11 protein-coding genes and 1 pseudogene are annotated in these 12,365 nt (G+C 69.6%); 7 read left to right on the forward strand and 5 right to left on the reverse strand.

Annotation, left to right across the window (positions count from 1 at the left end):
- Positions 1 to 151: 151 nt before the first annotated feature.
- Positions 152 to 346: a hypothetical protein gene (locus ACFRMN_RS07235; RefSeq protein ID WP_383014578.1), complete on the reverse strand. Its 195-nt coding sequence runs from the start codon at positions 344 to 346 to the stop codon at positions 152 to 154.
- Positions 347 to 750: 404 nt separating this feature from the next.
- On the reverse strand, positions 751 to 996 hold the full coding sequence (locus tag ACFRMN_RS07240) for a hypothetical protein (RefSeq protein WP_383014581.1): 246 nt from the start codon (positions 994 to 996) through the stop codon (positions 751 to 753).
- Between the two features lie 172 nt (positions 997 to 1,168).
- On the opposite strand from ACFRMN_RS07240, the gene ACFRMN_RS07245 reads away from it, so the two are divergent.
- Both ACFRMN_RS07245 and ACFRMN_RS07250 read left to right on the forward strand, forming a co-directional pair.
- Positions 1,169 to 1,903 carry a DUF6879 family protein gene (locus tag ACFRMN_RS07245; RefSeq protein ID WP_383014584.1) on the forward strand — a complete coding sequence of 245 codons (735 nt, stop codon included), beginning with the start codon at positions 1,169 to 1,171 and terminating at the stop codon, positions 1,901 to 1,903.
- A 12-nt stretch (positions 1,904 to 1,915) separates the two neighbouring features.
- The gene (locus ACFRMN_RS07250; RefSeq protein WP_383014587.1) at positions 1,916 to 2,767 is read left to right on the forward strand and encodes a helix-turn-helix domain-containing protein; all 852 of its coding nucleotides are present in this window, start codon (positions 1,916 to 1,918) and stop codon (positions 2,765 to 2,767) included.
- Positions 2,768 to 2,789: 22 nt separating this feature from the next.
- Here the strand turns inward: ACFRMN_RS07250 and ACFRMN_RS07255 are convergent, their stop codons facing one another.
- Positions 2,790 to 2,987 (reverse strand): hypothetical protein, encoded by a 198-nt coding sequence (locus ACFRMN_RS07255; RefSeq protein WP_383014590.1) that lies wholly within the window; start codon positions 2,985 to 2,987, stop codon positions 2,790 to 2,792.
- 783 nt (positions 2,988 to 3,770) lie between these two features.
- Here ACFRMN_RS07255 and ACFRMN_RS07260 point away from each other — a divergent pair.
- The 3 genes and pseudogenes from ACFRMN_RS07260 to argF all read left to right on the forward strand — a co-directional run.
- A pseudogene (locus tag ACFRMN_RS07260) lies at positions 3,771 to 5,021 on the forward strand (polynucleotide kinase-phosphatase); the annotation flags it as partial.
- A gap of 57 nt (positions 5,022 to 5,078) precedes the next feature.
- A complete protein-coding gene (locus ACFRMN_RS07265) occupies positions 5,079 to 6,311 on the forward strand; it encodes an arginine deiminase (protein WP_383014592.1) in 1,233 nt (410 codons plus the stop codon).
- A gap of 168 nt (positions 6,312 to 6,479) precedes the next feature.
- Positions 6,480 to 7,496 (forward strand): ornithine carbamoyltransferase, encoded by a 1,017-nt coding sequence (gene argF, locus ACFRMN_RS07270; protein WP_383014595.1) that lies wholly within the window; start codon positions 6,480 to 6,482, stop codon positions 7,494 to 7,496.
- 78 nt (positions 7,497 to 7,574) lie between these two features.
- On the opposite strand, the gene ACFRMN_RS07275 is transcribed toward argF, so the two are convergent.
- Positions 7,575 to 7,982: an ATP-binding protein gene (locus ACFRMN_RS07275; RefSeq protein ID WP_383014598.1), complete on the reverse strand. Its 408-nt coding sequence runs from the start codon at positions 7,980 to 7,982 to the stop codon at positions 7,575 to 7,577.
- 363 nt (positions 7,983 to 8,345) lie between these two features.
- Here ACFRMN_RS07275 and ACFRMN_RS07280 point away from each other — a divergent pair, with 363 nt between their 5' ends.
- A complete protein-coding gene (locus ACFRMN_RS07280; RefSeq protein ID WP_383014601.1) occupies positions 8,346 to 9,179 on the forward strand; it encodes an enoyl-CoA hydratase family protein in 834 nt (277 codons plus the stop codon).
- Entirely contained in the window at positions 9,179 to 11,470 is a 2,292-nt protein-coding gene (locus tag ACFRMN_RS07285; protein WP_383015278.1) for a bifunctional salicylyl-CoA 5-hydroxylase/oxidoreductase, read from the forward strand. The genes ACFRMN_RS07280 and ACFRMN_RS07285 overlap by 1 nt, the downstream gene beginning before the upstream one ends.
- On the opposite strand, the gene ACFRMN_RS07290 is transcribed toward ACFRMN_RS07285, so the two are convergent.
- The gene (locus tag ACFRMN_RS07290; protein WP_383014604.1) at positions 11,457 to 12,365 is read right to left on the reverse strand and encodes a PaaX family transcriptional regulator C-terminal domain-containing protein; all 909 of its coding nucleotides are present in this window, start codon (positions 12,363 to 12,365) and stop codon (positions 11,457 to 11,459) included. The genes ACFRMN_RS07285 and ACFRMN_RS07290 overlap by 14 nt on opposite strands.

Here is a 12,365-nt window from a genome sequence, read left to right on the forward strand (position 1 = left end):
AACGCTCGGCTGGGAAACCCCAGCCGAGCGCCTGTCTAAACTGCTCGCGGCCTGATCAACCGACCACGGTGTTGCAACGACCCCTCGAATTCGCCAGTACCGGCGGGGCGTCTCTATGTCCAGGGAGAGCCACGAAGACCCCACGACGGGCCTACGCGGCAGCGGGCGGCTCCTCGTCGTCCGCCGGGGGCAGCGGTGGCTTTCTGAACCGTAGCCACGCGTCGCGTGCTCGCCCGGCCGAGTCGATCACATCTGGAAGCTGGTCGAGCAACCCCTTCAGGCTGAAGAGGACGATCGAAAAGACGCCAGCGATGGCGAGAGTGAAGAGGATGGCTGCGCCGTCCACCGATCCATACCTTTCCGTGAGGGGGTTGGATCGGGGCACGCAGGTCCTCGATCCAAACCCGTGGGTTTGGATCGAGACACCTGCGCTGACGCGACACGCGGATGTTCTCGAAGAGCGCCCCGCTTCCTGCGGGGCGCCTTGCATCAAGATCAATAAAGTGAAATCAGAAAAGTAAAGTTAGCAATATGGTCGCGCCATCCAAGTTTGATCAAGCCGTGCGTCGTGGGCTACCACGCTTGGATGGTCCTGACTTCCTCGATGAGGGCGATCAGGTTCGCGTAAAATGATCTCTATCACTATCAAAGAAATCGTGCTGGGCTGAGTTTACCACCAGCGCCCACGTCATCAAACACAACGGCGCCCTGCCATCCGGTAGTTGATGGCAGGGCGCCGTGCTTCGGGAGCTACGGAGTGACGGGCCTGATGCGCTCCAGGGGCACGTCCCACTCGATGCCGCCACCCTCCGGGCGCATGAACGCCTGTCGGCTGACGACCTTGTTTCCCTCCTTGGTGCGCTCCTCGATCACGCCGGGCAGGTGGCCCGTGCGTTCAGAGATCGTGTCCAGAACCAACGTCCCGGCCGGATAGGGCAAGTTGCCATGGCTGAGCGTGGTGGCTGGCTTCTCGAAGTCCGGTTTTTTCGTAGCCATGAACGGGACGCTAGAAGTCGGGAGTTGGCTGGCGGTACGCTGTTTTCTCGATTTTGCTCGACGCCCCATCGAGGTTGCTGGTGTTTTCTCCTGGACCCTGCCTGACCCGGTAGAACCGAGCTGGGCCCACGGCCATGCTGTTGGATCAACACCACTGGAAGGGAGAGCGTCCATGGCTCGTCAGTTGCGCTTCACCGGCACAGACAGCAAGGTCGACGGTTGTCCCGCCCTGCACACGGACGAGGGAACCGGCGAGATCATCGTTCAGGGCACGCCGGTCACCGACCCCGGAGACCTCGCACAGCTTCAGCACTTCGGGCCGGACGAGGCAGCGGTGGCCGTACCGCGCGAACTGCTCGTGAACTGGGGACCGAAGGAGATGGAGCGGGTGCCGGAGCTTGTCGACCGGGCCACCTTTCGGCGTCTCTTCGAGACGTTCAAGCACACCGCTTGGCGGCTGGAGACGCGACGCGGTTACGCGTCCGACCGCGAGGACCGCGACTTTCAGGCATTCCTGGACACCGGCTCCTCGCCCTGCGACTTCAGCGACCCCTGGTTCGTCAACATCAAGGCCCAGACGGACGCCGGCAAGACGGTCGGCCGTGTGCGCGTCGCCGACAACCCGCCCACCACGGAACAGCTCTTCCTGCTCGACTACGCCCGGCACAACGCGGCTGTCGGCGAGGACATCCGCTACCTGTGGCGCGAGGACGCGGCTACCCTGCCCGCCGAAGACTTCTGGATCTTCGACTCGCGCTTGGTCGCCCTGCTGCACTTCGACGACGCCGACAACCTGCTGAACATCGAGCCGATCACCGAACCGGCCGAGGTCGTGCGGTACGCCATCGTGCGCGACGCGGCGATGCACCACGCTGTGCCGTTCGATCAGTTCGCCCCGACCGAATAGCGCGCGTGACCGGTGAGCACTGACTATCAACAGGCACGGGCGGCCCTGGGGACACGGCTGCGCGAACTCCGGTTCACCTGCCCTGGTGGTCGGCTCACTGGTCAGCAGCTCGCCCAGCGGCTCGGCTGGCCAGGCTCCAAGGTCAGCAAGCTGGAGAACGGCAGACAGACGGCCACCCCCGAGGACCTGCAAGCGTGGGCCGACGCGACCGAGCAGCCGGGCGTGTACCCCGAGCTTGCCGCCCGGCTGGCCGGGTTCGAGTCGCACATCAGGTCATGGCGTCGCGCGCTGGCGAACGGCTTCAAGCCGATGCACGAGGGGTTGAGCGCGGAGATCGACCGCACCTCGGAAATGTGGGTCTGGGAAGAGTCGGTCATCGCCGGGCTGATGCAGACCCCCGAGTACGCGCGCCATGTCATCCAGCGGTACTCGGAGCTGCTGGGCGGAGCCAGCGACATCGAGGCCGCCGTGCGCTCCCGGGCGCAGCGGCAGGAGTGGCTGTACCGGCCGGGTCGCAAGCTGCACGTGCTGATGTGGGAAGCCGCCTTGCGGTCGCTGATCTGCCCGCCCTCGGTGCTGGCCGCCCAGCTTGACCGCCTTACGGGCATGCTCGGGATGGACACGGTCGAGCTGGGCATCATCCCGTTCACGGCGTCCGTCAAGATCGTGCCCGCCAACGGCTTCTGGGTCCTTGATGACCGCCTGGTGGTCGCCGAGGACTGGCACGCCGAGATGTGGTTGGACGACGCCGACAACATCGCCTTGTACTCGAAGGTCTGGAAGACCCTCAGCGAGTCGGCCGTGTACGGAGCCGACGCCCACAACGTCATCAACGCGGCCAAGAGCGCGCTGAACCCGCCTTGATGACGTTGTGGGTTTGCCCAGCTCAAAGCACGCCGAGCGAACTCATCACGAGCAGACACAGCGTCAGAGAGCCCCCGAACGCGCCTCCGCCGAAGAGGACGGCCGGAGCTTTGGGAGTCGCGGGGGTGTACTTGAGCAGCCCTGCCACGATGCCGATGATGATGGAGACCAAGGCGCAGATGACGATGATCAGCACCTTGATACCGAGAGAGAGGTTCAACGGTCCGAGTACCTTCCCGGTGGTTCGGACCTTGGCACGCAGCGCTCAGCCCGACCACCACGTGAACAACGTGAGGTCATGCTGAGGCCGTGCCGACTTCTGGCTCTCGGTGCCTTACCAGGGCTCACTTAGGAAGCCTTCACCCTCTTACTGTGCGCCCTGCTGAGCGCCTAGCTTTGGCATGACGTCCCGAGGAAGCTTGCTCGGGATCGCGGACGTTTCTGCGGTCCAATTCCCTACCTGCGATTCAGTCCGAGCTGGTCCATCAACTAAGGACGGCCGGCTACTCAACTTCACGGAGGTGTCGGGCACTCCGCTCGCCGCACGGACAACTCTACTGGAGCCGGACCGCGTTGACGGGTCATCTGGGCCGAGGGCTCCGGTGGGGTCTTTCCGGGCCTCGTGCTGGCGGGTACGGCCGGACGCCCCGGGCGGGGTCTCGTGCGCTCCCGTACCCCATGGGAGGCCGCCGCTGGGTATGCCCGCACCGCAGGCCAGGCCGCCGGACGGCCGGAGTCATGTTGAGACCCCAGGTACGCGCCGGCCGTCACCTCCCGTGTTGGGATCGATCACGACACGTAGGTGCCCAGGGAGGCCGCCGACGACCTCAGCGGACTTGCTCCACAGGCAAATAGACGCAGCGTGAACCCCCGTGCTCCACTGGGAGCAGCCGGGCGGCACAGCCCCCGGTCAGGGGCCCGCTTCGGCGGTGTGACCCCAGGTTCCCCGCCGTGTTCGGCAACTCCAGTCCACATCTCTGACGGGATTTGCCATGCCTGCACGGAGGGCCGTCCGCTCGACCTGTCGGATGTGCGGGGCAAGCGGATCGTGGAGACCCGCCACATGGCGCGCCTCGCGGTACGTGAGGAGAACGCGGCCGCGGCCCTGGAGGTGATGAGCCGGTTCGCGATCGACCCGCGGCTGCTCGCCTATCTCCCGCCCACCATGGCGCCCACCGCCGCCTCCGAGCGGGACGGCTACCTGGAGCACCCCGCCGAGGCGTTCGCGCAGTACCGCGCCGACGGCGTCGGACAGGTCGTGTGCGAGGAGAAGCACATGGGTTCGCGCGCGGTGGCGCTGGTCTGCCGTGACGCCGCGGCGGCGCGCGAGCGCTTCGGCGTGGCCGGGCCGACCGGCGCGCTGCACACCCGTACCGGCAGGCCCTTCTTCGACGACGAGGCCGTCACCGAGGAGATCCTGGACCGGCTGCGCACCGCCGTCACCGCCGCCGGGCTGTGGCGGGAACTCGACACCGACTGGGTGCTGCTGGACGCCGAGCTGATGCCCTGGTCGCTGAAGGCCACCGGACTGCTGCGCACCCAGTACGCCGCGGTGGGCGCCGCCGCCGGGGCCGCCTTCCCCGCCGTCACGGCGGCGCTCGAAGCCGCCGCGTCCCGGGGCGTCGAGACCGCGGGACTGCTGGCCACGCAGCGTGAACGGGCGGCCGACGCGGCCGCGTTCACCGAGGCGTACCGGCGCTACTGCTGGCCGACGGAGGGGCTGGAGGGCGTGCGCCTGGCACCGTTCCAGCTGCTCGCCGTCCAGGGCCGGAGCCTCGCCGGGGTCCCGCACGACCAGCAGCTGGCCTGGCTGGACCGGCTGGTCGAGCACGACCCGACCGGTCTGCTCCAGGTCACCCGTCGGCTGATCGTGGACACGGGCGACGAGGAATCGGTGCGCGGCGGAGTCGACTGGTGGCTGGAGATGACCGGGCGGGGCGGCGAGGGCATGGTCGTCAAGCCGCTCCGGGCGCTCGTACGGGACGGCAAGGACCGGCTCGTGCAGCCCGGCGTCAAGGTACGGGGCCGGGAGTATCTGCGGATCATCTACGGTCCCGAGTACACCCGCCCGGACAATCTCCAGCGGCTGCGCAACCGCTTCCTCGGCCACAAGCGTTCGCTGGCGCTGCGGGAGTACGCCCTCGGTCTGGAGGCCCTGGACCGGCTGGCGGACGGCGAACCGCTGTGGCGGGTCCACGAGGCGGTCTTCGCGGTACTGGCCCTGGAGTCGGAACCGGTCGACCCCCGGCTCTGACGGCGGACTCTCCCGTTCGCCGGGTGAACCGTGCTCCCCGCGGTGAGGATGGGAGACATGGGATTCCATGTCGACTCCGAGACCGGGCGGCTGCGCCGCGTCATACTGCACCGCCCCGATCTGGAGCTGAAACGCCTCACACCCGGCAACAAGGACACGCTGCTCTTCGATGACGTGCTCTGGGTACGCCGCGCCCAGGAGGAGCACGACGCGTTCGCCGCGCTCCTGCGCGACCGGGGGGTTCAGGTGCATCTCTTCGGCGATCTGCTGAGGGAGTCCCTGGACCTCCCGGCGGCCCGGCGGCTCGTCCTTGACCGGGTGTTCGACGAGAAGGAGTACGGTCCGCTCGCCACCGGTCATCTCCGGGCGATCTTCGACGAACTGCCCACGGACCGGCTGGTCGAGGCGCTGGTCGGCGGGATGACCAAGCGGGAATACCTGGAGCGGCACGCGGAGCCGGTGTCCGTTCGCTTCCACGCGATGGAGCTGGACGACTTCCTGCTCGACCCGCTGCCGAACCATCTCTTCACCAGGGACACCTCGGCCTGGATCTATGACGGCGTGAGTATCAACGCGATGCGCTGGCCCGCCCGGCAGCGCGAGACCGTGCACTTCGAGGCGATCTACAAGCACCACCCCCTGTTCACGGGGTCCGCCGCCGGGGCCTTCCACCACTGGTCGGAGGGGCAGGACGACTACCCGTCCACCATCGAGGGCGGTGACGTCCTGGTCATCGGCAAGGGGGCCGTACTGATCGGGATGAGCGAGCGCACCACCCCGCAGGCGGTCGAGATGCTGGCGCGCGGACTCTTCGCGGCAGGCTCCGCGACCACGATCGTGGCGCTCGACATGCCCAAGCGGCGGGCGTTCATGCATCTCGACACCGTGATGACGATGGTCGACGGCGATACCTTCACGCAGTACGCGGGCCTCGGCATGCTCCGCTCGTACACCATCGAACCGGGCGGCGACGGCCGGGAGCTCAAGGTCACCGACCATCCGCCGGAGCATATGCACCGCGCCATCGCGGCGGCCCTGGGCCTGGCGGACATCCGGGTGCTGACCGCCACCCAGGATGTGCACTCGGCGGCGCGCGAGCAGTGGGACGACGGCTGCAATGTGCTCGCCGTCGAGCCCGGTGTCGTCGTCGCCTACGAGCGCAATGTCACCACCAACACCCATTTGCGGAAACAGGGCATAGAGGTGATCGAGATCCCCGGCGGCGAGCTGGGCCGAGGGCGGGGCGGGCCGCGCTGTATGAGCTGCCCGGTGGAACGTGACGCCGTGTAGCGACCCGGGGACGGCCGTGATGGGGATGGTCCTGGCGGGGCCGGCCGGGTCGGGTGCCGTCGGGTGATACGACGATGCGGGCCGTATAGCGATGCAGGTTGTCGTATATAGTTCCAGTGTCCAGTATCTTCGCCACTCTTCGCGACTCGTGCCCCAGGAGCAGCCATCATGGCCATACACCTCGAAGGCCGCCACTTCCTCAAGGAGCTGGACTTCACGGCCGGGGAGTTCCGCGGCCTGGTCGAACTGGCCGCGGAACTCAAGGCCGCGAAGAAGGCGGGCACCGAGGTCCAGCGGCTGCGCGGCAGGAACATCGCCCTGATCTTCGAGAAGTCCTCCACCCGCACCCGCTGCGCCTTCGAGGTGGCGGCGGCGGACCAGGGCGCCTCCACCACCTATATCGACCCGGCCGGATCGCACATCGGGAAGAAGGAGTCGGCGAGGGACACCGCCCGGGTGCTCGGGCGGATGTTCGACGGTATCGAGTTCCGGGGGGACGCCCAGGAGACCGTCGAGGAACTGGCCGCGTACGCGGGCGTCCCGGTCTTCAACGGCCTCACGGACGCGTGGCACCCCACTCAGATGCTCGCCGATGTGCTGACGATGACCGAGCACACCGACAAGCCGCTGACGGAGATCGCCTTCGCCTATCTCGGGGACGCCCGTTTCAACATGGGCAACTCTTACCTGGTCACCGGCGCGCTGCTGGGCATGGACGTACGGATCGTCGCGCCGCGGGCCTGCTGGCCGTCGGACGACATCCTCGCCCTGGCCCGCGAGGCCGCCGCGGTCAGCGGGGCACGGCTCACCCTCACCGAGGAGATCGCCGAGGGCGTGGCGGGCGCGGACTACGTGGCCACCGATGTCTGGGTGTCGATGGGCGAGGCCAAGGAGGTCTGGGACGAGCGGATCGTGGCGCTCGGTCCGTACGCCGTGACGATGGACGTGCTGCGCGCGACGGGCAACCCCGACGTGAAGTTCCTGCACTGCCTTCCGGCCTTCCATGACCTCGGCACGGCGGTGGGCCGGGAGATCCATGAGCGGCACGGTCTGACGGAGCTGGAAGTCACCGACGAGGTCTTCGAGTCGAAGCACTCGGTCGTCTTCGACGAGGCCGAGAACCGGATGCACACCATCAAGGCGGTGCTGGTGGCGACGCTGGCCGGGAGCGGCGCGGCTCAGTAGAGCGGCCAGGACCGGCAGAGCGGCGCGGCTCAGTAGAGCGGCCGGAACCGGCAGAGCGGCCAGGACCCGGGGCGCGGCTCAGACCGCCGGGAGCGTGAACCAGACCGCCTTGCCCTGATCCGTGGTGCGGTGGCCGCAGGCCGAGCTGAGCGTACTGATCAGCAGCAGGCCGCGGCCGCCCTCCTGCCACGGGTCCGGCATCGCCCCCGGGTGCGACAGATTGCCCGGCGGTGCCGGGTCGCAGTCGTGCACCTCCACCTGGCAGCCGGTCGGCAGCAGCTCCACGACCAGCTCTATCGGATCGCTCCCCGGGGTGTGCTGGATGGCGTTGGCCACGAGTTCCGCGGTGAGCAGTTCCGCCGTGTCGCTGTGCGTCGGCTCTTCCAGGTGTGCCAGAGCGTCACGGACGAGAGCGCGCGCGATCGGCACGGCTTCGACAGTGTGGGGCAGCGTGACTCTCCAGGGGGAGTCTGCGGCTTCTGGCATGGCGGGTGATCCGATCAAGGCACACGTACGGCCGGGGGGTGCGGGGGTAATTGTTATCACCTTCAACCATACGGAGCGTGAGCGGGTTAACAAGAGGCGCCTGCCTGCCCGGCACGGGACCAATGGCCCTTGCCTGTCGGGACCTTTGGTGGCGTACGGGCGGAATCTCGCGGAATTGTCACGGAAGGGACGCGGGCGTATCGCGGACCCGTCACGGGCGTATCGCGTACTCGTGACGGCGGTCATATTTGGGTGATACCGTTTCGTGGCGCTGAAGCTCGCCGAGGTCCGCGGCTCGCCGGGGTCCGAAGCTCGCCGAGGTTCGCCGAGGTCGCTGAGGTTCGCCGAAGGAGGTCGCACTCCATGAGCCCGTTCACCGGCTCCGCGCCCCGCACCGAGGAGTGGCGCCATCTGCGACTGACCCGGGACCGGGACGTCGGGGTCGCGACCGTCACCCTCGCCCGCCCCGCGAAACTCAACGCGCTCACCTTCGGCGCCTACGCCGATCTGCGCGATCTGCTCGCCGAGCTGTCCCGGGAACGCTCCGTACGCGCCCTCGTCCTGGCCGGCGAGGGCCGCGGTTTCTGCTCCGGCGGCGATGTCGACGAGATCATCGGCGCCACCCTCGCCCTGGACACGGCCCGGCTCCTCGACTTCAACCGGATGACCGGCCAGGTGGTCCGGGCGATCCGGGAGTGCCCCTTCCCGGTGATCGCCGCCGTGCACGGGGTCGCCGCGGGCGCCGGCGCCGTCCTCGCGCTCGCCGCGGACTTCCGGATCGCCGACCCCTCCGCGCGCTTCGCCTTCCTCTTCACCCGGGTCGGCCTCTCCGGGGGCGACATGGGCGCGGCCTATCTGCTGCCCCGCGTGGTCGGGCTCGGGCACGCCACCCGGCTGCTGATGCTCGGCGAGCCGGTGGCCGCCGCCGAAGCGGAACGCATCGGGCTGATCAGTGAACTCACCGGCGAAGGGCTGGCCGACGCGCGCGCCGCCGAGCTGGCCCGCCGGCTCGCGGACGGCCCGGCGCTCGCGTACGCGCAGACCAAGGCCCTGCTCACCGCCGAGCTCGACATGCCGCTCGCCGCCGCCGTCGAACTGGACGCCGCCACCCAGGCGTTGCTGATGAACGGCGCGGACTACCGGGAGTTCCACGCCGCCTTCACCGAGAAGCGGCCCCCGAAGTGGCAGGGCCGCTGATGGCCCGCGTCCCGCGCGTCGCGGTCATCGGCGGCGGACCGGGCGGGCTCTACGCCGCCGCCCTGCTCAAGCGGCTCGACCCGGCCCGCGAGATCACCGTCTGGGAACGCGACGCACCCGACGACACCTTCGGCTTCGGCGTCGTGCTCTCCGACGCGACACTCGGCGGTATCGAGCACGCGGACCCCGTCGTCCACCGGGCGCTCCAGGCCGAGTTCGTACGCTGGGACACGATCGACATCGTGCACCGCGGCCGTACGCTCACCTCCGGCGGCCACGGCTTCGCGGCGCTCGGCCGGCGCCGGCTGCTGGAGATCCTGCACGAGCGCTGCGCGTCCCTCGGCGTACGGCCGCGGTTTCGCACCGAGGCCCCGCCCGCCGCCGAACTCGCCACCGCGTACGACCTGGTGATCGCCGCGGACGGGGTCCACAGCCTCACCCGCGAGGCCCACGCCGAGGTCTTCGGCCCCACGATCACCACCCACCGCTGCCGCTATGTCTGGCTCGCCGCCGACTTCGCCCTCGACGCGTTCCGCTTCGAGATCGCCGAGACCGAGCACGGCGTGATGCAACTCCACGGCTACCCCTACGCGAACGGCGCCGCTGGCGCGCGGAGCACGGTCATCGTCGAGATGCGCGAAGAGGTCTGGCGGGCGGCCGGATTCGACGACCTCGACGAGCGGCGGTCGGCGGAACGCTGCGCCGAGATCTTCGCCGACGCGCTCGGCGGACGTCCGCTGCGCGCCAACGCCTCGTCCTGGAGCGCGTTCCGCACCGTGGTCAACGACCGTTGGAGCCACGGAAATACGGTCCTGATCGGCGACGCCGCCCACACCGCCCACTTCTCCATCGGCTCCGGCACCAAGCTCGCCGTCGAGGACGCCCTCGCGCTCGCCGCCTGTATCGAGGAGCGCCCCGAGCTGCCGGACGCGCTCGCGGCGTACGAGAGCGAGCGCCGCCCGGTCGTCGAGTCCACCCAGCGCGCGGCCGCCGCCAGCCTGCGCTGGTTCGAGGAGCTGGCCACGTACACCGATCAGCCGCCGCGCCAGTTCGCCTTCGGGCTGCTCACCCGAAGCCGCCGGGTCACCCATGACAATCTGCGGTTGCGCGACCCGGGCTTCACCCGGGCGGTGGAGCGGGACTTCGGCTGCCCGCCAGGCACCCCGCCGATGTTCACGCCCTTCCGGCTGCGCGGGCTGACCCTGCGCAACCGTGTCGTCGTCTCGCCGATGGACATGTACTCCGCCGTGGACGGTGTCCCCGGCGACTTCCATCTCGTGCATCTGGGCGCGCGCGCCCTGGGCGGCGCGGGACTCGTCATGACCGAGATGGTGTGTGTCAGCCCGGAGGGCCGCATCACCCCGGGCTGCGCCGGTCTCTACAACCGTGAACAGGGCGACGGCTGGCGCCGTGTCACCGACTTCGTGCACGCGCGGTCACCGGGGACGGCCATCGGCGTCCAGCTCGGACACGCCGGGCGCAAGGGCGCCACACGCGTGATGTGGGAGGGCATGGACGAGCCGCTGCCCGCGGGCGGCTGGCCGCTCGTCGCCGCCTCACCGCTGCCGTACCGCCCCGGTGTCAGCGAGGTCCCGCACCAGCTCGACCGCCGTCAACTCGACACGATCCGCGAACAGTTCACAGCAGCCGCCCGACGGGCCCAGCGCAGCGGCTTCGATCTACTGGAACTGCACTGCGCCCACGGCTACTTGCTCTCCGGCTTCCTCTCCCCGCTGACCAACCGGCGTACCGACGCCTACGGCGGCTCGCTCACCGCCCGGCTGCGCTTTCCGCTCGAAGTCTTCGACGCCATCCGCGCGGACTGGCCCGACGACCGGCCCATGACGGTCCGGATCTCCGCCACCGACTGGGCGCCCGGTGGTACCACCCCCGAGGACGCGGTGGAGATCGCCCGCGCCTTCGTCGCGCACGGCGCCGACGCGATCGATGTCTCGACCGGCCAGGTCGTCGCCGACGAACGGCCCGAGTTCGGCCGCTCGTACCAGACCCCGTTCGCCGATCTGATCCGTAACACCCTGTCCGTACCGGTCATCGCCGTGGGGGCCATCTCGTCCTGGGACGATGTCAACTCCCTGCTGCTCGCGGGCCGTACCGATCTGTGCGCGCTCGCCCGCCCTCATCTCCACGACCCGCAGTGGACACTGCACGCCGCCGCGGCCCAGGGGTACGAGGGCCCGGCCGCGCCGTGGCCGCTGCCGTACCGCGCGGGTAGCCGCACACCCCCGGCAGGCCGCACCGACGACCCGAAGCCGCGCCTCACTCTTCGGTGACCGGCCGCTCCACGAACGCCAGACCTCTGTCCCGCAGCCGGGTGTGCAGGCGGGTGAAGACCTCCGCGGACCGCTCTCCCGGCCAGTTCTTCGGGAGCAGTTCGGCGGGCAGACCGGGATCCGCGTACGGCAGATGCCGCCAGGAGTCCAGGGCCAGCAGATAGTCGCGGTAGGCGTCCTCCGCCGAGGCCGAGGCCGAGCCCGAGCCCGAGGCCGAGCCCGAGCCCGAGCCCGAGCCCGAGCCCGAGCCCGGGTCCGGGTCCCGGCCCGAGTTCGAGCCCCGGCCCTCCCAGGCGCGCAGCACCGGCTCGTGCGCGTCAAGGAACTCCTCGTGCTGGGTGGCGATCGCGTCCAGATCCCACCAGCGGGCCACGGCGTCGGCCGTCGCCTCGAAGCCGAGATGCCGCCCGCTGAACAGATCGACATACGAGTCGAGCCGCAGCCGCCGCAGGGTGTGCCGGGTCTCCTCGTACAGCCGGCCCGGCGCGATCCAGACCCCGGGCGCCGCCGTACCGAAGCCCAGCCTGCCCAGCCGGGAGCGCAGCAGATGGCGCTTGTGGCGCTCGGACTCGGGGACGGTGAAGACCGCCAGGACCCAGCCGTCGGACAGCTCGGGCGCGGGTGCGGTATAGATCCTGCGGTCCCCGTCGTCGAGCAGCTGGCGCGCCTCGGCCGACAGCGCGTATCCGGCCGCGCCCCGCGCCGTACGCTCAGGGACCAGCAGGCCGCGGCGTTTGAGCCGGGAGACCGAGGAGCGTACGGACGGCGCGTCCACATCGAGGGCCCCCAGCAGACGGATCAGCTCCGCCACGGCGAGTGGGGTGTCGTCCGGTGAGCGCCCGTACGCGCCGTACAGAGTGACGATCAGGGATCGGGGGGTGTGCTGCTCGGCCAC

Source organism: Streptomyces sp. NPDC056835, assembly GCF_042789485.1.
In the GTDB taxonomy this organism is placed as follows: domain Bacteria; phylum Actinomycetota; class Actinomycetes; order Streptomycetales; family Streptomycetaceae; genus Streptomyces.

Excerpts from the sequence above, each read along its gene's own strand:
- ACFRMN_RS07240 (WP_383014581.1), bottom strand. The coding sequence starts at position 996 with ATGGCTACGAAAAAACCGGACTTCGAGAAGCCAGCCACCACGCTCAGC.
- ACFRMN_RS07245 (WP_383014584.1), top strand. The coding sequence starts at position 1,169 with ATGGCTCGTCAGTTGCGCTTCACCGGCACAGACAGCAAGGTCGACGGT.
- ACFRMN_RS07265 (WP_383014592.1), top strand. The coding sequence starts at position 5,079 with ATGGGATTCCATGTCGACTCCGAGACCGGGCGGCTGCGCCGCGTCATA.
- argF (WP_383014595.1), top strand. The coding sequence starts at position 6,480 with ATGGCCATACACCTCGAAGGCCGCCACTTCCTCAAGGAGCTGGACTTC.
- ACFRMN_RS07275 (WP_383014598.1), bottom strand. The coding sequence starts at position 7,982 with ATGCCAGAAGCCGCAGACTCCCCCTGGAGAGTCACGCTGCCCCACACT.
- ACFRMN_RS07280 (WP_383014601.1), top strand. The coding sequence starts at position 8,346 with ATGAGCCCGTTCACCGGCTCCGCGCCCCGCACCGAGGAGTGGCGCCAT.
- ACFRMN_RS07285 (WP_383015278.1), top strand. The coding sequence starts at position 9,179 with ATGGCCCGCGTCCCGCGCGTCGCGGTCATCGGCGGCGGACCGGGCGGG.